The 20,114-nt window shown below is 62.2% G+C and carries 21 protein-coding genes and 2 tRNA genes; 12 read left to right on the top strand and 11 right to left on the bottom strand.

The window, feature by feature from the left end; translation table 11 throughout:
- The first annotated feature begins 39 nt into the window (after nucleotides 1-39).
- Complete coding sequence (locus tag IGS74_RS09875) at nucleotides 40-852, top strand: serine/threonine protein phosphatase (RefSeq protein WP_192391247.1); 813 nt, start codon at nucleotides 40-42, stop codon at nucleotides 850-852.
- A gap of 2 nt (nucleotides 853-854) precedes the next feature.
- On the opposite strand, the gene IGS74_RS09880 is transcribed toward IGS74_RS09875, so the two are convergent.
- The 4 genes from IGS74_RS09880 to IGS74_RS09895 all read right to left on the bottom strand — a co-directional run bounded on the left by IGS74_RS09880 (nucleotide 855) and on the right by IGS74_RS09895 (nucleotide 2,123).
- Nucleotides 855-1,091 carry a hypothetical protein gene (locus IGS74_RS09880; protein ID WP_192391248.1) on the bottom strand — a complete coding sequence of 79 codons (237 nt, stop codon included), beginning with the start codon at nucleotides 1,089-1,091 and terminating at the stop codon, nucleotides 855-857.
- 48 nt (nucleotides 1,092-1,139) lie between these two features.
- Complete coding sequence (locus tag IGS74_RS09885; RefSeq protein ID WP_192391249.1) at nucleotides 1,140-1,421, bottom strand: hypothetical protein; 282 nt, start codon at nucleotides 1,419-1,421, stop codon at nucleotides 1,140-1,142.
- 174 nt (nucleotides 1,422-1,595) lie between these two features.
- On the bottom strand, nucleotides 1,596-1,850 hold the full coding sequence (locus IGS74_RS09890) for a DUF2171 domain-containing protein (protein WP_039189817.1): 255 nt from the start codon (nucleotides 1,848-1,850) through the stop codon (nucleotides 1,596-1,598).
- A gap of 42 nt (nucleotides 1,851-1,892) precedes the next feature.
- Entirely contained in the window at nucleotides 1,893-2,123 is a 231-nt protein-coding gene (locus IGS74_RS09895; RefSeq protein ID WP_039189820.1) for a hypothetical protein, read from the bottom strand.
- A gap of 125 nt (nucleotides 2,124-2,248) precedes the next feature.
- On the opposite strand from IGS74_RS09895, the gene IGS74_RS09900 reads away from it, so the two are divergent.
- Nucleotides 2,249-3,307 (top strand): histone deacetylase family protein, encoded by a 1,059-nt coding sequence (locus IGS74_RS09900; protein WP_192391250.1) that lies wholly within the window; start codon nucleotides 2,249-2,251, stop codon nucleotides 3,305-3,307.
- A 3-nt stretch (nucleotides 3,308-3,310) separates the two neighbouring features.
- Here the strand turns inward: IGS74_RS09900 and IGS74_RS09905 are convergent, their stop codons facing one another.
- Nucleotides 3,311-4,069, bottom strand: coding sequence for a phosphatase PAP2 family protein (locus IGS74_RS09905; RefSeq protein ID WP_192391251.1), 759 nt, complete (start codon nucleotides 4,067-4,069; stop codon nucleotides 3,311-3,313).
- A 162-nt stretch (nucleotides 4,070-4,231) separates the two neighbouring features.
- Here IGS74_RS09905 and IGS74_RS09910 point away from each other — a divergent pair.
- The 3 genes from IGS74_RS09910 (at nucleotide 4,232) to IGS74_RS09920 (ending at nucleotide 4,759) form a co-directional block, all read left to right on the top strand.
- Nucleotides 4,232-4,308 (top strand) — tRNA-Pro (locus IGS74_RS09910).
- Between the two features lie 44 nt (nucleotides 4,309-4,352).
- Nucleotides 4,353-4,658: an ETC complex I subunit gene (locus tag IGS74_RS09915; protein ID WP_039191043.1), complete on the top strand. Its 306-nt coding sequence runs from the start codon at nucleotides 4,353-4,355 to the stop codon at nucleotides 4,656-4,658.
- 25 nt (nucleotides 4,659-4,683) lie between these two features.
- Nucleotides 4,684-4,759 (top strand) — tRNA-Arg (locus IGS74_RS09920).
- 995 nt (nucleotides 4,760-5,754) lie between these two features.
- Here IGS74_RS09920 and IGS74_RS09925 read toward each other — a convergent pair.
- The 4 genes from IGS74_RS09925 to IGS74_RS20045 all read right to left on the bottom strand — a co-directional run bounded on the left by IGS74_RS09925 (nucleotide 5,755) and on the right by IGS74_RS20045 (nucleotide 7,940).
- The gene (locus tag IGS74_RS09925; protein WP_192391252.1) at nucleotides 5,755-5,985 is read right to left on the bottom strand and encodes a hypothetical protein; all 231 of its coding nucleotides are present in this window, start codon (nucleotides 5,983-5,985) and stop codon (nucleotides 5,755-5,757) included.
- Nucleotides 5,986-6,025: 40 nt separating this feature from the next.
- Nucleotides 6,026-6,328 carry a hypothetical protein gene (locus IGS74_RS09930; RefSeq protein WP_192391253.1) on the bottom strand — a complete coding sequence of 101 codons (303 nt, stop codon included), beginning with the start codon at nucleotides 6,326-6,328 and terminating at the stop codon, nucleotides 6,026-6,028.
- 15 nt (nucleotides 6,329-6,343) lie between these two features.
- Nucleotides 6,344-7,270, bottom strand: coding sequence for a manganese catalase family protein (locus IGS74_RS09935; protein ID WP_039189972.1), 927 nt, complete (start codon nucleotides 7,268-7,270; stop codon nucleotides 6,344-6,346).
- Nucleotides 7,271-7,592: 322 nt separating this feature from the next.
- Complete coding sequence (locus tag IGS74_RS20045) at nucleotides 7,593-7,940, bottom strand: hypothetical protein (protein WP_206688236.1); 348 nt, start codon at nucleotides 7,938-7,940, stop codon at nucleotides 7,593-7,595.
- Nucleotides 7,941-7,995: 55 nt separating this feature from the next.
- Here IGS74_RS20045 and IGS74_RS09945 point away from each other — a divergent pair, with 55 nt between their 5' ends.
- Nucleotides 7,996-8,205: a cold-shock protein gene (locus IGS74_RS09945; RefSeq protein WP_192391255.1), complete on the top strand. Its 210-nt coding sequence runs from the start codon at nucleotides 7,996-7,998 to the stop codon at nucleotides 8,203-8,205.
- Nucleotides 8,206-8,446: 241 nt separating this feature from the next.
- Here IGS74_RS09945 and IGS74_RS09950 read toward each other — a convergent pair whose 3' ends face one another.
- The gene (locus tag IGS74_RS09950; RefSeq protein ID WP_192391256.1) at nucleotides 8,447-8,647 is read right to left on the bottom strand and encodes a BLUF domain-containing protein; all 201 of its coding nucleotides are present in this window, start codon (nucleotides 8,645-8,647) and stop codon (nucleotides 8,447-8,449) included.
- A gap of 146 nt (nucleotides 8,648-8,793) precedes the next feature.
- Nucleotides 8,794-10,392, bottom strand: a complete 1,599-nt coding sequence (locus IGS74_RS09955) for an acyl-CoA dehydrogenase family protein (RefSeq protein ID WP_192391257.1) — start codon at nucleotides 10,390-10,392, stop codon at nucleotides 8,794-8,796.
- Nucleotides 10,393-10,603: 211 nt separating this feature from the next.
- Here IGS74_RS09955 and IGS74_RS09960 point away from each other — a divergent pair, with 211 nt between their 5' ends.
- From IGS74_RS09960 to IGS74_RS09985, 6 genes are all read left to right on the top strand, one after another.
- Nucleotides 10,604-12,766 (top strand): autotransporter outer membrane beta-barrel domain-containing protein, encoded by a 2,163-nt coding sequence (locus IGS74_RS09960; RefSeq protein ID WP_192391258.1) that lies wholly within the window; start codon nucleotides 10,604-10,606, stop codon nucleotides 12,764-12,766.
- A gap of 99 nt (nucleotides 12,767-12,865) precedes the next feature.
- Nucleotides 12,866-13,939: a ferrochelatase gene (hemH, locus tag IGS74_RS09965; RefSeq protein WP_192391259.1), complete on the top strand. Its 1,074-nt coding sequence runs from the start codon at nucleotides 12,866-12,868 to the stop codon at nucleotides 13,937-13,939.
- Nucleotides 13,940-14,310: 371 nt separating this feature from the next.
- Entirely contained in the window at nucleotides 14,311-15,240 is a 930-nt protein-coding gene (locus IGS74_RS09970; protein WP_192391260.1) for a helix-turn-helix domain-containing protein, read from the top strand.
- Nucleotides 15,241-15,357: 117 nt separating this feature from the next.
- A complete protein-coding gene (locus tag IGS74_RS09975; protein ID WP_039189981.1) occupies nucleotides 15,358-16,869 on the top strand; it encodes an alpha-N-arabinofuranosidase in 1,512 nt (503 codons plus the stop codon).
- A gap of 179 nt (nucleotides 16,870-17,048) precedes the next feature.
- Nucleotides 17,049-18,962, top strand: a complete 1,914-nt coding sequence (locus IGS74_RS09980) for an ABC transporter substrate-binding protein (protein WP_052194646.1) — start codon at nucleotides 17,049-17,051, stop codon at nucleotides 18,960-18,962.
- A gap of 142 nt (nucleotides 18,963-19,104) precedes the next feature.
- A complete protein-coding gene (locus IGS74_RS09985) occupies nucleotides 19,105-20,109 on the top strand; it encodes an ABC transporter permease (protein WP_192391261.1) in 1,005 nt (334 codons plus the stop codon).
- Nucleotides 20,110-20,114 lie beyond the last annotated feature (5 nt).

Below are 20,114 nucleotides of genomic sequence, written 5' to 3' on the forward strand. Positions count from 1 at the left end.
AGTTCTCAGCCATTCCCGGAACAATGCCAGGGGATGGCTGTGGCTTTTCAGAATGTGTCCATCACTACGCGCCGGCACGCGCCGGCGGGCAGGTCCGGCCAGCGCCTTGTCCGCGCGCGTCGGGGCGGGGTGGATGTCTGGATCAAGGATTTCAGCGTCGAGACGGTAACGGCGGGGCAACGCTTCCATCGTCTTGTTTCCGCGTTCATCCGGCTCGAGCTCCTGCGCCCGTCCCCATCCGTCGACGCAGCCGGACTGGTCGACCGCGAGTTGCGCAAACGACATGCCTTCGCCACCTCCGGTGTTCCCGTGCCGGACATGGAGAGGCTGTCCGTCACCCGGCTTGCGGTGGCGGATGCCGGCGAGACCTTGATGGCGCGCATGGACGCGTTGCGGGCGGCCGGGCATGCGGAACGCCACGACGATCTTCTCGTGCTTGCTGCGGATGCCCTGTCGCAAGCCCATGCGGCGGGGGTGTGCCACGGACGGCCGCATCCGCGCGACATGGCGCTGGTGGATGGGCAGGTGCTGTTCTTCGACTTCGAGGAAGAGCCCGAGGCTGTCATGTCGGTGGCCTGTGCGCAGGCGCGCGATACGTTATTGCTGTTTACACAGGTCGTGGCGCTGGCCATGAACCCGGCGACGGCCCAAAAGGCCTTCGACGTATACCGCGCCGGTGCCCCTGCCGAGACGCTCAAGGTGCTTGCGAGCCTGCGCAGGCCCGTTCGTCATGGGGCCCGCCTGGGACGCGTGGCGGCGCGGCTTCATGCCGGCAAAGACCTTGTCCGTTTTCTTGACTCCGTCGCGTTTTTCGAACGCGCACTCCCGCTGGCTGCGCGGCTGGGCGTCTGATCTCAGGCGGACGGTTCCGTGCCTTCCGGCGCGTTCGCCGCGCGAATCCGGGGTGCGCCGCGCTTGCGCTCGTAGGCGAAGCCATCCGCCCACAAGCCGTGCTCGTGGGAGCCGGCAGGGTTGGGGTTCATGGCGATCTCGCCGCGCTCCCGAAAGGCGAAGCGGCCCGCGTTCCAGGCCTGCTTTTCCCGCTCCGCATCCAGCATGGACTGGGCAAGTTTCCTGACGGCGTCGTTCATTCCGGTCGGCCCCGCTGCTATGAGGCCGCCATACTGGCGGAAGGGCAGTTAACGGGCTGTTTCGCCGCCGCGCGATTGCCGCAGATCCTGTCGCTCTTCCATTGCCGATATGGCCTGCCGGCCGGCACGCGTGATGGTGAATGTGATGGCCTGGCGCGCCTGGTCATAGGACGAACGGCAGAAACCGGCATGCGCAAGCTGCTCCAGCGTACGCAGCGTGCGAATGCCATGCGGCAGGCCGTGCCAACGCTGGTCGTTGCGGGACACAAGGATGGGCGATTGCTCCAGATGGCGCAGCGCCTGAATTTGAGATTCGGATAAGATGCGCATGTCACCAAAGCTAGCGGCGGCGCTGCCGGGGGTCTCTTGGCTCTAGGGTTGAACCGGCTCACCCTTAATGGCCTGTCGCCTACGCCAACAGGTGAAGGGTCAGGCCTGAAAGGAATCAGAAGGGGCTGTCGCAATGCGCGGCAGCCCCTTGAAAAACCCGGTGGGAAAGACCTCTCAGATGCCCTTGCCGCTCTCTTCTTCCTCGAACGTCACCGCCACGTCGCCGTTTGCCGACAGGCGCACCTTGTCGCCTTCGACATCGGCAACGAGCCCGACCGAGATGTAATGATGGTGGCCCTTGTGGCCCTCGGGATTTTCTTCCCGGGTCAGTTTGATGCGTTCGCCTTCGACCCGATCGACCCTGCCCACATGGACCCCATCGGCGCCGATCACTTCCATATGTTCACGAATGGATTCCAAACCGCTCATGTCCTGTCTCCGTTACGGGAATGGTTGCCTGACATAGATGCATCAGGCAGCGTGACCGCCAAGGCCTCTTGCCGGCTTTTCCTCGCGCGTGAAACTGATGCGGCTGCGGCAACCCTTCCATCGGGACGGGTCGAAGGTGCGGGCGTTGATCTGATCGAGGGCGATTTCCGACTCCTCGAAAGTCAGTCCGTCGAGGAAATAGATTCCCCAGCGAAGATTGTACCGGCCATCCACATTGCGGATGTCGACTTTCGGGGTCAGCCGTCTGATCATTGGTTCCTCCCGCGGATTGCGTCGGAGAAACGTCTGTGGAACCCTCAGGTTCCGCCGCAAGCGGCTAAATTCGTGCTAGGCTAACGGTTATGCCTCTGCACGATGTCTCACTCGGGACTTTCGCCTTGAAGCTCTTTTTCCACGACGCGCAGTCGCGCCATCGCCCCACGCAGTACCTCGTCCATGGAAAGATCGTCGAGCCCCTGGAACGCCCGGAGCGGCTGGCGGTCATGAAGCAGAGCCTGGAAGGGTGCGGGCTCGAGGCGGTGACGCCCGACGACGCCGGTCTGGAGCCGATACGCGCCGTCCATGCCGGCCACTATCTCGACTTCCTCGCCTCGGCCTATGACGAGTTCCGCAAGCTTCCGAACGCCGGGCCGGAAGTGCTGCCGAACGTCCATCCCTATGGCACCGGGAGCATCGGGCCGGAACCGCGTCCCGAGCCGCGCAGCAAGGGCATCCTCGGCCGCACCGGATGGTATATCGGCGACCTTTCCTGCGCCATGATGGCCGACACCTTCGAGGCGGCACTGCGTTCCGCCGACAGTTCCGTGGCGGCTGCGCGCGCCGTGGCGGCCGGAGCGCCGGCAGCCTATGCGCTTTGCCGTCCGCCCGGTCATCATGCCTATGCCGACCGGGCCTCCGGCTTCTGCTTCCTCAACAATGCGGCCATCGCCGCCGAGGAACTGCGCAGGCGTTTCGAGCGGGTCGCCATTCTCGATTTCGATACCCATCACGGCGACGGCACGCAGGCGATCTTCTACCATCGGGACGATGTCTTCTTCGCATCCACCCATACGGATCCGAGCAATTACTACCCGCATTATTTCGGCTACGCGGACGAAGAAGGAGCCGGGGCGGGCAGGGGCTGCAACCTCAATCTGCCGCTGCCGCCGGGAAGCGGCGACGATGCCTATGCGGACGCAGTCAGGCGGCTCGCCGACGCCGTGAAGGCTTTCGGAGCGCAGGCCCTGGTGATTTCGGCCGGCTGGGACGCTCATCGGGACGATCCACTGTCACGCCTTGCCGTGACGACTTCCGCCTACGAGGTGTTGGGCGGCCTCCTCGCGCAATTGGCCTTGCCGAGTGTCATCGTGCAGGAGGGCGGCTATTCCCTTGCCGCCGTCGCCGAGGCCGCGCCGGCCTTCGTCACGGCCTTTCGCGCCGGGCACCGCATCGCCTGATCGTCAGCGCGGCACCGGCAGAAGGCCGCGCAGGCCGGTGCCGCCGGCGGCGAAGCGATAGCCCAGCCCCCGCTCGGCCATGAAGCGTGCGACGACCAGGGAAGTGACGATGCCAATGGCAAACCCGGCAAGGACATCGCTCGGGTAATGCGCGCGGACCACGATACGGCTGAGCGCAAGGCAGAGGCCGACGATGAAGATCGGCACGCGCACCGGCGGCGCCAGTACCATGAAGGTGGCGGTCACGGCGCCCATGGTGGTGGCATGGCCGGACGGAAAACTGGCGAACTGGTCTCCGAAGCGCACCAGCCGGAAGGCAAAGCTGCCGTAGTCTTCCAGAAGGGCCGGCCGCGCCCGGCCAAAAGTCACCTTGAGAATGTTAGTGACGATTCCGGCAAGGACAACGGAGCCGAACAGGTGGCCGGCATAGGCGTAGGTGCGGGCCAGGCGCAGGCGTCCGGACCTTTCCAGCCGTCCCCAATCAACCATGGTCAGCGCGACGATGAGCGCCAGCATCGGCCAGAGATACCAGCGTACCAGGCCGATATCGGTGGCGATGCGCAGGAAGGCGAGGCTTCCCGCCGGCTCGTCGAGCATGGCCAGGCTGATACGCCTGTCGACGGGGAAGCTGGCGATCGCGAGGGCCGCGCCGATGCCTGCGATGCAAAACAGCGGAGCGGAAAAGACGGGGGGGTGGCTACGGGATGGTGCGCGGCGGACATCGTGCCAGACCTGACGCAACTGGGAACCGATATGGCGCAAGCGAGGACCTTTCCGATGGCTCTTCGTCACGTGGTTCCAGCCCAGATAGGCGCGGGGTATCGCAGAAACAGGGTTTGGGCACGTTCGGGTGCAGACGGAGGCTTGCCAAGCCGCATCGGCAAAGCTAGTAAGCCCAAGGCCCTCCGGCGTGCGGGCCTTGAGCGGAGCGTAGCGCAGTCTGGTAGCGCATCTGGTTTGGGACCAGAGGGTCGCAGGTTCGAATCCTGCCGCTCCGACCATGGCATCCAATCGCCGATCGGTCAGCGACAAGAAGGATGCCGCCATGGTTGCCCGTATCTATCGTCCAGCGCGTACCGCGATGCAGTCCGGCAAGGCGCGCACGCGGGTCTGGATCCTCGATTTCGAGCCGGCCAAGCCCAAGGTCGTGGAGCCGCTGATGGGCTACACCTCCAGCGGCGACATGCGGCAGCAGGTGCGTCTGACCTTCGATACGCGCGAACAGGCAGTCGAATACGCCGAGCGCAACGGAATCGCCTACGAGGTCGAGGATACGCCGCGTATCGCGCGTTCGCGCGTGTCCTATTCCGACAATTTCAAGTACGACCGGGTCCAGCCCTGGACGCATTGATCGAAGCGGCCCCTGCCGCTTCCATGGCCCCGTAGCTCAGTGGATAGAGCACCGGCCTTCTAAGCCGATGGTCGCAGGTTCGAATCCTGCCGGGGTCGCCAACGATTTCAACGGCTTAGAAAGTTTGTTTTCGACGCCGTTCCAACTTTTTTGTAAAGCGTTCCAACTTTTGTTCGTCATTCCTTCCCCGATGACATGATTTTTCGGCGTTCTCGGTGTGCTCTATTCGCCTGTCGGACCGATGCGATGTCTACCAGCTGGTATGCTTTGTGAAGCGCGTTTGACATGGAAATGCTATTCGCAATTTTCGCCGACAGCGTTGATGGGTCTGCAAAAAGCGTTTCTCTTCTCGCGTGAATGCCGGGAACTGCGCTTGGATGTCCTTTGGCAGGACCGCGCCCGATGCTACCCGTGCGGAGTCGGGAGTACCGAGGTTGATCACATTCTGCCAATGTCGGAGCACTAGGAACGCCGCTTGGACCGCTCGGATCTTTAGGTTTTCCGCCGTCCTTGTAACCAGGGCAAACGGAACCGACATCCGCCAGGATCTGGCTAGGAGCCTTCCCTCACCAGCCCTCAAAAACTTGAGGATTTAGGCTGGCGAGGAACAGGCTGAAAGAAGCGTCACAGAGTAGCATTGGAAACTCAGTGCGCATGCGTAGGATGCAGATGCAGTACGCGCCTGATTCAATCACTAACAAGGACAAAATGTTGGCACGTCAGTCGTAGGCAAGGATATCTGCAAAGTCGTCGGCAGCGTTAATGAGCCTTTCGTACGTAGTCTTCTGGATGGTCACCATCGGTCGTAGAACCACCGCACGAGGAGGATGCTCAGAACGTCTAGAACTTCACTAACCTACTTGATCACACGCCGGTCGCCCACACGGAGCCGAATGCAATTGCGGCCCTGCAGCTACTTTACGTCGTTGGCCTGACGCGCTGGGTCCGAAGCATGAACCGATCTTGCCGACAATTTGGCAAGCCGTATTCGCGGGCATTCTGCGACTGCGCTTGGAGTCGCGGTATCGACGGGCGCGGAAGAACCTTTGGTTCGACTTCAGCGCCCGTCGAGCTTCTCGATAGGGTCATCGGACCCTTATCCGACCTGGGTGAGCCGTCGGATATTCGCCTGCACAACGGCTCGATAGTCGCCGATTACGGTGTCAGTGGGCTGGCCGCTCATCACCGACGCGCAGGCATCGCCGAACGCCTGTACTTTCTCCGATACCATCAGCGTGGCTTCGTCGATGGCCGCAACGCCGCCGAGTCCGAGGCGGCAAAGCCGCAACTGGGCGGCCTGCTGCGACTCCAGGGCGAGCATCATCATGTTCGCCCCCATTGAAAGTAACAGGTGCACGCAGCTAACCTCAGGCAACGGCGTGGCCATCGAATTCCGCAAATGCGGACCTGATCGCCTCAGCCTTGGCATCGTCGTCGATATCGACCGAAACGGCAATCATACCGTCGAGAGCCTGATCGTATCGCTCATCCGTGCTCGGCTGGCCGCCTCGGGCATCGCTGCCAGCCGGTTCCTCGCCGGCGGAATTGCCGGCGCCGACCGGTGAGATGAAAATCGACGTCCGCTCGACCTCATACTCCTGCACCAGGCGCTCGACTGCCATTTCCGCGTTGCGGCGGGTTTCAAACTCCGCCTTCAGGTTCATGCCCATCGTGCGCGTCTCCGTTTACCGTGAGGCCTTGTAGAGCTTTTGAGCGATTTCAAACATTTCCTCCGGGGCGTAGTCCGGGGTGAACGCGGACGGCACGCCGACGAGCTGGGCGATCTTTCCGCCTTCGGGATGACCTTCGACGACTTCCAGCTCCCCGGGAGGATCGTCCGGAAGCGCTACCTCGCCATTGCCCCATATGCCGGCCATCTCGCGATAATCATCCGGGCTGAAGGTGTAGAGGCGGCGGTGCGACCCCTCGTCGAGATACTTCTGGCATTCCGGAATCTTGGACAGCGGAATGTTCGGTGTCGGCAGGAATTTATCGAGATCCACGCCTGTCACCTTCTTCAGGGCCAACGCGTAGGCGTGTGCATGCACGGAACCCCGAACCAGGAGATAGCCGCAGACTTCTCGCCCCGTTGGATCGGTGAGCGTTTCATAGACCCGGAGCTTGTGAAGCCGGGCGCCGCATTCCAGATGGAAATTATGCAGCAGATCGACGATCACGTTCCCGGTCGTCGTGACGAAATCGTTGTTCCACGAAACTCCGTTCGAATTGACCGGCATTGCGCCGCCGGCACCCGACAGGAACGCTGCGGCGTTGCGTATATCCTTCATGTCCTCGAACGGCGCTCCGGAAATGTCGCCCCCGTCGCCGGCATCACCATTCGGCTTGTCCGGGCCGTTGGCAAGCATCGCAACACCATTGGATACGAGCTCCACATGCCCCAGTTCCTCGGCGGTAATGGAAGCCACCAGGCTGTAGAACGGCTTCAGCTTATCCTTGGACCGAAAGTTGAAGCTCTGAAACATGTAGTTTCCGAGCGTCGACATCTCACCATACTTTCCGCCCAGCAATTCCTGCAGCGCGGCAGCGGCATTGGGGTCTGCTCGTTTCGGGGCAGGCAATTCCGCTTGCAGTCGATCGACACGCATGAACATGGCTGTACCTCCGTTGAAAGGAAGACAACAAAGCGCAGGTGAGGCCGTTCCAATTCATCCGGTGTGACGTATGAGCCCACCGCAGGACCCAGGATCGTCGATATCGCTATTCCGATGCCAGGCGATTGCCAGAATGGTGCGGCTGCCCCATATTGCCATGAGCGGCCATTGCCGCACCCGGGTTTTCCGCGCAGTTGCGCGATCAGATCACACACCCGGCCCGAAAGATTTCATGAAAAATTCTGCGCATCAGCGTTTGCTCGCTGAACGGCTGTTCATGCCGATCGTAAGCTCGGCAGGGGCAAGTGCACTTGCCATTCCGTCAGCCCGGACGGAAACAAAGGAAAAATCCGCGCGGCTTAGGGCGCTGCGGCTTGCCCGCGATGCTGAGCAGCGGGTGCAAAAGATTCCCATCATGATCGCCGCCCGGAAACGAGGCCGCGACTGGCGACGCTCTCTGGCTGTCGTCGCATTCATCATGATCTGTGCGGGAACAAGCTACCTCTCTCTGCTGCAGTGAGCACCGCGCCATTTGCGGCCGATCCGATTGCGCCCGGATCAGTTTGCCAAACAGGCTGGCATGGCTTATATATGCGGCATCGATCTTGTTACGAATGATGTTTCTGCGCTTCGGCGCCTTCTCACTCTCCTCTTCAATTTCGAGCAGCATGGCGACGGCTTCCGGCCGGGCGCTGGCACATAACGCCGGTTGAAAGGAATTCATCATGGCTACTGGAACGGTTAAGTTTTTCAACACCACCAAGGGCTTCGGCTTTATCGAGCAGGACAATGGCGGCGCCGACGTGTTCGTGCACGCTTCTGCGGTAGAGCGCAGCGGGATGAGCAGCCTGGTCGACGGCCAGAAGATCAGCTTCGAGATCGTCACGGATCAGCGCAACGGCAAGAGCTCTGCCGAGAACATCCAGGGCGCCTGAACTCTTCCAAAAGGGTCCATGGTAATGAAAGGGGCTGCTCTGCGGCCCCTTTTCTGTGTCTGCATCCGTCACGCCGCTGCAGGTCGCTTTAGCGTCCGTGAATTCCGCGAATCTGATCCGCGACCGCAACGACCGCGCCATACGGCAGCTCGGTCATTCCCCAGCCGTCGAACCGGCGCCGCAAGATACCCGTGCTGACCATCAAGGTGATTCGGGCATGTCGGGAGTCCACCTGAATGCGTCAATAGAGGTCCTCGACGACATCTCGCGGGCCTTCCAGAACCTGCATCACCTCCCGCCGGCGTATTCCCATGCAGCCGGTGATGCCGACCTCAAGGTTCGAGGCAGAGAACGTGGCGGCGAGCCGCTTCACATCCCTTTGCGGGATTTCCTCAAGCAGCATGCTTATGTAGCAGATCGTATGAAGCGGCTCTTCGTTCATGCGGCACTCCCCAAACCAGATGGCAGTGCTACACGACGCTGCGTGATGAACCGTCCGCACTGGCAGACCTGCAACCAGCGGATCCGGATATCAAAAGCAGACGATAAACCGATCGTTCCACGACCGCCTTGCGTTTCAACGTGCGGTTACGGCGACTGTGTATTTGCTGCAACGGGCCGGGCGCGCTCCAGCAAGAGTGCCTGTCCGGAACCGTCGTAACCGCCGAGGCCGCCCTGCCTGGCCCGCGACATGGCCATTGCGAACGCATCGGCCACGACCGTTTGCGGATTGCGCCTGAGTTGCTTCAACGCGGCAAGGATCGCAAGGTCCGACGCCGCCGTCCGGGCCAGGGCCTCCTGTCCGCCGCCGGCAAGGCGCTGCCATCGCTCCATCATGGGGGCGCCGTCTTCGGCCGTCGGTCGCAGGCTGTCGACGATGTGTTCGAATGCGTCGGGCGATCGGGTGCGTGCTCTTAGGACATCCAGCGCGATGACATTGCTGGTGCCTTCCCAGATTGCGTTGACAGGAGCCTCGCGATAGGCGCGCGCCAGCAGCCCATCCTCGATATATCCGTTGCCACCCATGCATTCCATCGCTTCGTACAGGATCGTGGGGGCGAGTTTGCAGATCCAGTATTTGGCTGCGGGTGTCATGAGCCGCGCGAAGGCTGCCTCGCTCTCATCGGCCTCCGCGCGATCCCATGCGCGGCACAGGCGGAAGACGAGGGCGGTCGATGCCTCCACCATGATTGCGATTTCGGCAAGGATGGCACGCATGAGCGGCTGATCGACGAGCAGGCGTCCGAAGGCCTTGCGCTGGTCCGCATGGTGCAAGGCAACCGAAAGGCCAACGCGCATCAGCCCCGCTGAAGCCAGAGCGCAGTCCAGGCGGGTCAGGTTGACCATGCGCAGGATGGTGGAGATGCCGGCGCCTTCCTCGGACACGGGATAGGCGGTTGCGTCGACGAGGTCCACTTCCGCAGACGCGTTGGAGCGGTTGCCGAGCTTGTCCTTCAGGCGGCGCAGGTGAACTCCGTTGCGCGTGCCATCTGCCAGGATGCGCGGCACCAGATAGACCGTCAGGCCTGCGTCTGCCCCTGCCAGCATCAGGAAGGCATCCGACATCGGCGCCGACAGGAACCATTTGTGCCCGTTCAAACGATAGCCGCCGTCGGTCCCGCGTGTCGCAAGGGTGCGGTTACTGCGTATGTCGGAGCCGCCCTGCCGTTCCGTCATTCCCATGCCGATGGTCAGTCCCGCCTTTTCAGTCGCCGGGCGTGAGGACGGGTCGTAGTCTCGGGAGAGAATTCCATGGCGCCAGACGCCCGCTTGCGCGGATGCGCCGTCCAGCACCGCCAAGCTGGCATGGGTCATGGTCAATGGGCAGAGGTGGCCGCATTCCGCCTGCGCCGTCATGTAGAAGCGCGCCGCGCGTGCGACATGGCTGCCGCCTGCATGGGTAGAGGAATGCAGGCCGGCGGCGCAGCCGCGTTCCATCAGGGCGTGATAGGCGGGATGAAATTCCACCATCCCGATTTCCACGCCCTTCTCGTCGTAAGGGCGGAACCTCGGAAGCCATTCATTGGCAGCACGCCCGAGTTGCAACGACTCGGGGCTCCCCATGGCCTGCCCGAAAACCGCGAGCCCGGACGCGTCGTCGGCATCGCCGACCGCTTCCCTGAGGCCGGCGTCGCTTCGCCAGAAGTCGATATCCTCGAATATGTCGGACTGATTATCCCGAACCATTTTCACCTCGCCCTCCCGAATTCGGCCGATTGGCGGACCGCCGGGGGCAGTTCACAGCGCGAAAGTCTACACCCTTTAGCTCTCTTTTGGGGGAGGATTGAGACTTTCGGAGCGCTTCAACTCCGGCAGCACCGCTGTAGGTTGCCGGCAGATGCTCAATTTACGAGCAAGTCGTCCAAGCTATTGTTATAACGTTATAGAAGTAAGTATAATGTTTCAGTTGCGTCGTTTTCGCCAGATGGTGCTGGCCTCTTCCTGCCTTGTCCTCATCTCTGGACACTATGCCCTGGCACAATCTTTGGTCGTCGACAGTCCGCCGGACTACAGTGTTGGGGTAGGGGGCGAATCCTATGACGACGTCGAGATCGGGCCGGATAATGTCGGCATGGTCATCGTAGGGCCCGGAGCCTCGCTGACCTCGACGGCCCCGATCGTGATCGGCCGCAATACGAGTTCCAGCGGCACGCTCGTCATCGGCGCACCGGCCGGCGGCTCGCCGACGGGCGCAGGCGTCGTCAACGCTCCGACGATCAATTTCGGCGCCGGCTCGGCCCTGCTGGTCTTCAATCACGACGATCCGGCCTATGATTTCGGCGCCGGCCTCGTCGGCGGGCCGAATGCCCTCGTCCGTCTCGAATCCGGACGGACGATCCTGTCGGGGGATAGTTCGGCATTCAATGGCGTGGTCGAGACCGTCGCCAACGTCTACGACAAGGTCATCCAGGTCGACGGTATTCTCGGCGGCACACTGAATATTGCGCCGGGCTCCGAGCTGGAGGGGATCGGAACCGTGCAGAACGTCGTTGTCGCAGGCTCCATCAGGCCGGGTGGCAACGGTGCGTTCGGCACACTCACGATCAACGGCGATTATGTCGGGCAGGACAACTGGGTTGAGATGGATACGGTTCTGGGCGACGACGCATCCGTAACCGACCGTCTTATCATCCGTGGAAACAGCAGCGGCGACTCTACGCTGATCGTCAACGACCGCTCCGGCATCGGGGCGCCGACGAACGAGGGCATACTCCTCATCCAGGTCGATGGCGCCTCCAACGCCAATTTCGTACTGGATGGCTATTATATCGACCAGAACAACCGCAGCGCGATCATTGCCGGCGCCTATTCCTACTCGCTGTACAAGGGCAGCGTCAGCGACCCGACCAACGGCAACTGGTACCTGCGTTCGATCGCCAAGGATGCGCCGGCAGACCCGACCGACCCAACCGACCCGACTGACCCCACCGACCCGACAACCCCGACCGATCCGACGGATCCGACCGTGCCCGGCACGCCAGCCGATCCGGACGGCCCCGGCTTTCCGACCGGCCCCATCGGTTCGGACCCGGCTGCCGATCCGCTCTACCAGCCCGGGGTGCCGCTCTACGAGGCGTATCCCTCGCTGCTTCTCGACATGAACCGCCTGCCGACGCTGCGCCAGCGCGTCGGCAACCGGATATGGTCGGGTACGGCCGATCCGAAGCCATTCCACAAGGGCGCGCTGACAAATACGCCGCCGCAGGATCTGGTCGATGGGCGGGCCGTCTGGGGACGTATCGAAGGCCGCGGATTCGATATAACGCCGGATCGGTCGGCAAGTGGCTGGCAGTCGGACGGCTCTCTCTGGCGTATCCAGGCCGGCGTGGACTTTCCCGTCTACGAGGCTGCGGGCGGGGACGTTCTCGTTGGCGGCGTCTGGCTGCATCACGGACGCGGCTCGGCCGATGTCGACTCCTTCGCCGGTTCGGGCACGATCGACACGACAGGGTCGGGCGTCGGCGCCTCGCTGACCTATTACGCCCAGAATGGCCTGTATGTCGACGGGCAGGTGCAGGGCACCTGGTACCAGACGGATATCTGGTCCGACACGCTCAACATGGTCGAGGCCGATGGCAATGACGGCTTCGGCTGGTCGGCCAGCGTGGAAGTGGGGCGCAGCTTCGACATCGCCTATGAGTGGTCGGTGACGCCGCAGGCACAACTGATCTACAGCAGCGTCGATTTCGACGACTTCACCGATGCCACGGGTGCCGGCGTCCGGCTGTTGCGCGGCGACAGCCTGGTCGGTCGGCTGGGCATATCGTTGGATCACGAGACGACGTGGGAGTCCGCCAGCGGCGATACCCGCCGCCTGCAGACCTACGGTCTCGTCGATGTGCGCCAGGAGTTCCTGGATGGCACTCGGATCGAGGTCGGCGGCATTCCGCTCGACTCCAGCACCGGCGATACGTGGCTCGGCGGCGCGCTGGGCGCCACGTACAACTGGTCGGACGACGCATGGTCGGTGTACGGGCAGGTGGGTGTTGCCAGCGATCTTGGCGATTTCGGCGACAGTATCGAGGTGTCCGGAACGGCGGGGTTGCGCGTCAGGTTCTGACGCGCCCCATCCGGCGAGTTGCGGCTATGGCCGCCTCGCCATATATCCAGCCATTCCCGAAAGGCATCGATGGCCTGAAGCATGACTGGACCAGCATACATGGACGACTTGACCTCGACCACCCGAACACCGTCGATGCCCGCCGGGCATCCAAGGGTGGCGCCGGCGCGTGTCGGCATCCTCCTGGCCAATCTGGGGACACCCGACGGGTACGACTATTGGTCCATGCGCCGGTATCTCAGCGAGTTTCTGTCCGACAGGCGCGTGATCGACTACCCGCGGTGGAAGTGGCAGCCCATTCTGCAGACGGTGATTCTTGCCAAGCGGCCGTTCAGTTCCGGTGCCAACTACAAGTCGATCTGGAACGAAAGCCTGAACGAAAGTCCGCTGCTGACAATCACGCGTCGGCAGACCGAGCGCGTGCGCGAGACGCTTGCCGAACGCTACGGCGACTCCGTAATTGTCGATTTCTGCATGCGTTACGGCAATCCGTCAGTGGAGTCGGTGGTATCGCGGATGGTGGAAGAGGGATGCACGCGCATCCTGTATTTTCCGCTGTATCCGCAGTATGCGGGCGCCACCACCGCGACCGCCAACGACCAGTTCTTCCGCGCCCTGATGAAGCAGTTCCGGCAGCCGGCCGCGCGCACGGTCGACGCATATTTCGAGCATCCCCTGTACGTGGAGGCACTGGCGCAATCGGTTGAGCGCGCCTACGCGGAAGCGGGCAGCCGGCCCGAGAAGCTCGTCGCCTCCTATCATGGAATGCCGAAGCGCTATTTGATGCAGGGTGACCCGTATCATTGCCAATGCCAGAAGACGACGCGGCTGCTTCGTGAACGACTGGGATGGGCGGACGACAGCATCGACACCACGTTCCAGTCGGTATTCGGCCCGGAGGAGTGGCTCAAGCCCTACACGGTGGAGCATGTGGCCGAGCTGGCCAAACGGGGTATCCGCCATATCGCGGTGGCATCGCCTGCCTTCAGCGCGGATTGCATCGAGACGCTGGAAGAGATCAACGGGGAGATCCGCGAAGCCTTCCTGCATGCCGGCGGAACGGAATTCACCTACATCCCATGCCTCAATGATGACGATGCCCATATCAGGGCGTTGTCAGAGATCATCGGAGAAAACCTGTCCGGATGGGTGGCCGCAGGGGAGGCTGCCTGAACCTCCGTAAGGCCTGCATGATCGTCCCTGTCGTTTCTGGACCTCGACCAGGATGTCTCGGCGAGCCACATGCGGCGCAAGGCTGAGGCATGCTGAGCTCAGCACCCATACCAGAATGTCGACTGCGACACAGCTAGGCCGTAGGAAGAGTTGCTTCATCTCCCGGGCCGGCCGGATGCCTTGAAAGACAGGTGGCTGTTCGGGGCCTGGGGCAGCTATTTCCGTGGACACAACGGACCTTGGGCACTCCTTCCCGATCGAAAAACTGCCGCTCGTAAACACCAGGGGAAATTTTCATACCCGAAAACTTGATATGTAACGAGCAGTCACTTATGACCAGGGTGTGCATACTCGGGTTGTGAGGTAGGATCGTGAGCCGCAATTTCCTCGTCGTCGATCCGGAAGAAGGTCAGGAGATCATAAGGGGCCTCGCATCGGAAACCCGCGTGCGTATCCTCAAGCTCCTGCATACCGAAGGCGGCATGAACGGAAACGATATCTCCGAGCGGCTGCGTCTGCCGCAATCGACCGTATCCACGAACCTGCAGATACTGGAGGCCGCCGGCCTGATCCGCACCGATGCGCAGAAAGCGCGCAAGGGCAGTCAGAAGATCTGTTATTCGCTGTTCGATGAAATCCTCGTCACGTTCAAGGACGAGGTGGCCGAGCAACGTGAGAACATGATCGAGGTGAGCATGCCGCTCGGCCTCTATACGAGCTGCGAGGTGACGGCGCCTTGCGGGCTCTGCTCGCCCAGCGGCATCATTGGCCTGCTCGATGTGCCCGACACCTTCCTGAACCCCGAACGCATGAATGCCGGGCTGATCTGGTTCACGCGCGGCTATGTCGAGTATCAGTTTCCCAACAACGCGCATCTGACGCGCAACACGGTCGATGGGCTGGAGGTATCGCTGGAACTGAGCTCGGAAGTCCCGGGCACCGCCTCAGACTGGCCGAGCGACATCACGATGTCGATCAACGGCCGCGAGATCGGCACCTGGACATCGCCGGGGGACTTCGGCGACAAGCGCGGCGTCTACACCCCGAGCTGGTGGAAGCTGAAGGGCAGTCAGTACGGCAAGCTGAAGACCTGGCGGGTTACGGCCGACGGCACCTATGTCGACGGTCTGCGCGTCTCTCCGGTCGCCATCGCGGATCTCGATCTGGTCACCCATCACTCTATCCGGGTGCGTATTGCCGTGAAGGCGGATGCGCACCGCCCTGGCGGCATGAATATCTTCGGGCGTGGCTTCGGTAATTACGACCAGGATATCGTCCTGCGCCTGCAGACAGGCCATTAAAGAAAAACGCGATCGCATGCGCGGAGACTGCGGCCCAACCCTTGCCAAACCCATGGTTCCTGTTGCACAACAGATTTTCTGATACGTATCAGGTTATTTGCTGCAAGGGAGGGCGGTATGAAAGCTTATGCCATCGCCAACGCCGATTTCGTTGTTTCCAGGATCGACGACCGGCTGTATGGCGCGTTTCTGGAGCATCTGGGACGCGCGATCTATGAGGGCATCTACGAGCCCGACCACCCGACGGCCGACGCGAACGGCATGCGCGGCGACGTGGCCGAACTGGTGCGCAAGCTGAACTGCCCTGTGGTACGCTATCCCGGCGGCAATTTCGTCTCGGCCTATAACTGGGAAGACGGCATCGGCCCGCGTGAGGAGCGGCCCGTCCGGCTGGATCTCGCCTGGCACACGGCTGAAAGCAACGCCGTCGGCATCCATGAATTCGCCGACTGGTGCGCAACCGTCGGTACTGAGATGATGCTGGCTGTCAATCTCGGCTCGCGCGGTGTCGACGAGGCCCGCAACTTCCTGGAATATTGCAACCATCCGGGCGGCACCTACTGGAGCGACCTGCGCATCAGGAACGGGCGTGCCGAGCCCTGGAACGTCAAGATGTGGTGTCTCGGAAACGAAATGGACGGCCCCTGGCAGGTCGGCCATAAGAATGCCGACGAATATGGCCGGCTGGCCGCCAACACGGCGCGCGCGATGCGCATGTTCGACAGCTCGCTCGAGCTGATCGTCTGCGGCTCATCGCATTCGGACATGCCGACCTTCCCCGATTGGGAGCGGATCGTGCTCGAGCATACCTATGACCACGTCGACTACGTCAGTCTCCACATGTATTTCCGCAACCCGGAAAGCGATACGGCAAACTACCTCGCCCTGAGCGAAAAGCTCGATCGCTATATTGAAACGGTCGCCTCCACGATCCGGCAGGTCAAGCATAAGAAACGCTCGAAGCGCGATGTGCGCATTTGCTTCGACGAATGGAATGTCTGGTACCATTCGATGCAGCAGGACCGTGCGATCCGGGAAGGGCGGCACGGCTGGCCGCACGCGCCGGCGCTTCTGGAAGACATCTACAATTTCGAAGACGTGCTGATGGTCGGGCTGGTGATCAACACCTTCATCCGCCGATCCGATGTGGTGCGCATCGCCTGCATCGCCCAGCTCGTCAACGTGATCGCCCCGATCATGACGGAAAAGGGCGGCCCGGCCTGGGCCCAGACGATCTACTACCCGTACTACTTCGCATCCGTGTACGGGCGCGGCGTGGCGCTGCAAATGCCGGTCCGCTCCCCATCCTATGAAAGCGCGCACGCAGCCGAAACCCCTTACGTGGACGTTGCGGGCGTCCATGACGAGGACGGCGGCACGCTTACCTTCTTCATCGTCAACCGCAATCCTGACGAGGCGATCGACATCACCATCGACCTTCAAGGCTTTACCGGGCGCGAGATCATCGACCATCAGGTCATGACGCACCCCGATCTGCGGGCGGTCAATACCGCCGGCAAGCCGATGGAGGTTGCGCCGCGCAAGGAAACCGGGGCGCGGCTCGGGGCGGACGGATTGTCGCTCCCGCTGCCCTCCTATTCCTACCAGATGGTGCGCATTGCCGTCTGACGGGACCGTTCCATTCCAGGCATGCCGGGAGGCTCGGCATGCCGCAATTAAATATCATGAAAACGGGTGTATACCTGAATGTTTGTTGACCATTTGGCCACCTTCAATTAGATTTGCTGCAAGAACGGCGAAGACCGTTTGTGCAGGTAGAGGGCGGGCCCTGCCCGCGGGGAGGAACAATGCGCAGACGAGAGTTTCTGACGGGGACGGCATCCGGCGCCCTGTTGATCGCATCCGGCGGTTGGACCTGGGCACAGGACGCAGCGGCGCCGACGCTCGGGGATGTCCCGCGCGAGCGTACGATCATCATCCAGAACCCCGAGACCGCTATCCGCAACCCCGGCTGGTTCAATATCTGGGTCAGCGCCGGCGGCGGGATCATGAATGGGCTTCAACAGCTCGCGATGGACACCCTGTGGTACATCGATCCCGATGCAGGGATCGAAGGCCAGTCCGAGAACGCCACCTATCATTCGCTGGCGGCCGGTCCATGGGAATATTCCGACGACTTCAAGCGCATGACGGTCCGCCTGCGCGACAATCTTCTCTGGAGCGACGGCACGCCCTTCACGGCCGACGACGTCGTCTATACCGTTACGAAGCAGATGGAAACGCCGGGCATGATCTGGTCCAGCGCCTTCTCGACGCAGGTGGACTCCGTCACCGCGCCGGACCCTGCGACGGTCGTTTTCGAGCTGAAATCACCCAACTCCCGCTTTCACACCATCTTCGCGGTGCGCTGGGCGGCCTGCTGGATCATGCCCAAGCATGTCTTCGAAGGTGTCGACGACGTTCTGAACTTTCCGTTCAACCCGCCGGTGACGCTCGGCGCCTATACGCTCGACAGTTTCGACCCCAACGGCACCTGGTTCATCTGGAACAAGCGCCCGGACTGGGATCGCACCGCGCTTGGAGTGGTGGGCGAGCCCATGCCGGAAAGGGCGATCTACCGAAACAACATCTCGATCGACAATCGCCTGATCGAGATGCGCAACGGCAACCTGGACATGATCCACGATCTGACGCCGGAAGGCGCCTTCTCGATCATCCAGCAGGACCCGCAGACGCAAGGGTGGTTCAAGGGCTTCCCGTATGCCCATCCGGACCCGACGCTGATCCACGCTATGTTCAACCAGCAGGGCATGCCTGTTTTCCAGGACAGGCGTGTGCGCTGGGCACTGACGCTCATGCTGGATGCGCGCGCGATGAGCATGGCCAGCTATCGCGGCGCGGCCACGCTGTCGGCGATCGCCGTCCCGCCAACCGGTACCCATCCGCGCGACTATCACGAGCCGCTGCAGCAATATCTGATGGATTACGAGCTGGATCTCGGCACGCGCAAGATCAAGCCCTACGACCCGGCGGTGCCGCTGCAGATCGCCGACATGGTGCGAGGCCAGTTCGGAGACGGTGTTCCGACCGACGAGGCGGAGGTGCGGCGCGCCTTCGGCTATGGCTGGTGGAAGCAGGATATCGAGGCGGCTACGGAGCTTTTGACGGCCGCCGGACTGACGCAGTCGGGCCGCCAGTGGCTTCTGCCCGACGGGCAGCCGTTCCGCTTCAGCCTGATGATGCCCACCGACGGGGTCGTCAACCGCCTCGGTAGCCTGATGGCGCAGTTGTGGTCGCAGCAGGGGATTCAGGTGACGCCTGAGCCGGCGCCCGATGTTCGCGAACGGCTGACGGCGGGCGATTACGTCGCCTGTGTTCGCTGGGCCGTGGAAACCTACGGTGGCCATCCGGACCTCAGCTACTTCCTCGACAGCTATCATTCGAGCTTCGTTTCGCCACGGGGCAAGGCGCAGCCGCCGCGCAACCTCATGCGCTTCACGACCCCGAGGCAGGACGAGATCATCGAGGAGATCCGGCGGATCGATTTTTCCGACCCGAGGGCAGTCGAACTGGGGCACGAGTTCGCCAAATACTACGTCGATGAAATGCCGATCATCCCGATCATGGCGTACAATGTCTTTGCCATCCAATCGAACCGGTACTGGACAGGGTGGCCGAACGCCGATCGGCCCTACGCCAACCCCGTCACCAACTGGGGCAACAGCCGGTATATCCTGACTCAGATCCGGCCGGCCGGCTGAGGCTCGCGCTTCCCCACGCATCGGCGGTCGGGGCGCGACGCCCGCCCTGCCGCCGGACGCACCGATACGTCGCGTGGTCGCCTTTCGCGTTTATGACGACGCGCTCTTCTGCCGTTCGGGCGCCTCCCAGTGGAGCACCACGATGAATCCTTACCTTCGCTTTGTGGCAGGGCGCCTGCTTCTTCTGTTCGCAGTCGTCTTCTTCGGCGTCTCGGCGGCATTCTTCATAACCCATTTGTCGCCGATCGACCCGGTCGAGACAGCGCTCGGGCGCATCATCAACCAGGCGAATTTCAGCCCCGAGGCCGTCGAACAGATGCGCGCCACGCTAACGGACCTCTACGGGCGCGACTCGTCGATGGCCGGGCAATACATCACCTTCTGGAAGCGCGTCGTCGTTGGTGATCTCGGCCCCTCCATCATCGCCTTTCCGACGCCGGCCATGACGCTGGTCTGGCAGGCCCTGCCATGGACGTTCTGCCTGCTCTTCGTATCGACGCTGATCACCTTCGCCGTCGGCAATATCCTGGGCGGCATGGCCGGCTACCGCCAGGACAGCCGCATTCTCAAGGCGCTCGGCATGTTGGCCGTGACCTTGCAGCCGATACCCTATTACGTGGTCGCATTCATTCTGCTGCTTATCTTCGGCTTTGTCTGGCCGGTCCTGCCGATCTCCGGCGGGTTCGCCATGAATGTAACGCCGGGGCTGAACTGGACGTTCGTTTCGTCCGTTCTGCTGCATTCGCTGCTGCCGGCCATCTCGCTGGTGCTGGTGGGGTTCGGTAGCTGGTTTCTCGGCATGCGGGCGCTGGTTTCGAACATCGTGACGGAGGATTACGTCACCTATGCCGAACTGGCCGGAGTAAGCCGGCCGCGCATTATCCGCTCCTACGTCATGCGCAACGCGCTCGTGCCGCAGATCACCGGCCTTGCCATGGCGCTTGGAACGGTATTTTCCGGCACCATCATCACTGAGCAGGTCTTCAACTATCCGGGCCTCGGCTCGCTGCTGATCGATGCCGTGTTCGGCGGTGACTACTCCGTGGTCCTGGCGGTTTCCACCGTATCCATCGTTGCGGTGGCAACGACGATCTTCATCGTCGATCTGCTTTATCCGCTGCTCGATCCTCGCATTCGCACGGAGTGACCGGC

It is taken from the genome of Aureimonas sp. OT7 (assembly GCF_014844055.1).
In the GTDB taxonomy this organism is placed as follows: domain Bacteria; phylum Pseudomonadota; class Alphaproteobacteria; order Rhizobiales; family Rhizobiaceae; genus Aureimonas; species Aureimonas altamirensis_A.

Bases quoted from the DNA above. Each gene is read 5' to 3' on its own strand.
- IGS74_RS20045 (WP_206688236.1), bottom strand. From the start codon at position 7,940: ATGCTGCTCGAAATTGAAGAGGAGAGTGAGAAGGCGCCGAAGCGCAGA.
- IGS74_RS09960 (WP_192391258.1), top strand. From the start codon at position 10,604: ATGTTTCAGTTGCGTCGTTTTCGCCAGATGGTGCTGGCCTCTTCCTGC.
- IGS74_RS09980 (WP_052194646.1), top strand. From the start codon at position 17,049: ATGCGCAGACGAGAGTTTCTGACGGGGACGGCATCCGGCGCCCTGTTG.
- IGS74_RS09895 (WP_039189820.1), bottom strand. From the start codon at position 2,123: ATGATCAGACGGCTGACCCCGAAAGTCGACATCCGCAATGTGGATGGC.
- IGS74_RS09985 (WP_192391261.1), top strand. From the start codon at position 19,105: ATGAATCCTTACCTTCGCTTTGTGGCAGGGCGCCTGCTTCTTCTGTTC.
- IGS74_RS09925 (WP_192391252.1), bottom strand. From the start codon at position 5,985: ATGATGATGCTCGCCCTGGAGTCGCAGCAGGCCGCCCAGTTGCGGCTT.
- IGS74_RS09950 (WP_192391256.1), bottom strand. From the start codon at position 8,647: ATGAACGAAGAGCCGCTTCATACGATCTGCTACATAAGCATGCTGCTT.
- IGS74_RS09930 (WP_192391253.1), bottom strand. From the start codon at position 6,328: ATGGGCATGAACCTGAAGGCGGAGTTTGAAACCCGCCGCAACGCGGAA.
- IGS74_RS09975 (WP_039189981.1), top strand. From the start codon at position 15,358: ATGAAAGCTTATGCCATCGCCAACGCCGATTTCGTTGTTTCCAGGATC.
- IGS74_RS09890 (WP_039189817.1), bottom strand. From the start codon at position 1,850: ATGAGCGGTTTGGAATCCATTCGTGAACATATGGAAGTGATCGGCGCC.
- IGS74_RS09915 (WP_039191043.1), top strand. From the start codon at position 4,353: ATGGTTGCCCGTATCTATCGTCCAGCGCGTACCGCGATGCAGTCCGGC.
- IGS74_RS09935 (WP_039189972.1), bottom strand. From the start codon at position 7,270: ATGTTCATGCGTGTCGATCGACTGCAAGCGGAATTGCCTGCCCCGAAA.
- IGS74_RS09955 (WP_192391257.1), bottom strand. From the start codon at position 10,392: ATGGTTCGGGATAATCAGTCCGACATATTCGAGGATATCGACTTCTGG.
- IGS74_RS09880 (WP_192391248.1), bottom strand. From the start codon at position 1,091: ATGAACGACGCCGTCAGGAAACTTGCCCAGTCCATGCTGGATGCGGAG.
- hemH (WP_192391259.1), top strand. From the start codon at position 12,866: ATGGACGACTTGACCTCGACCACCCGAACACCGTCGATGCCCGCCGGG.
- IGS74_RS09885 (WP_192391249.1), bottom strand. From the start codon at position 1,421: ATGCGCATCTTATCCGAATCTCAAATTCAGGCGCTGCGCCATCTGGAG.
- IGS74_RS09945 (WP_192391255.1), top strand. From the start codon at position 7,996: ATGGCTACTGGAACGGTTAAGTTTTTCAACACCACCAAGGGCTTCGGC.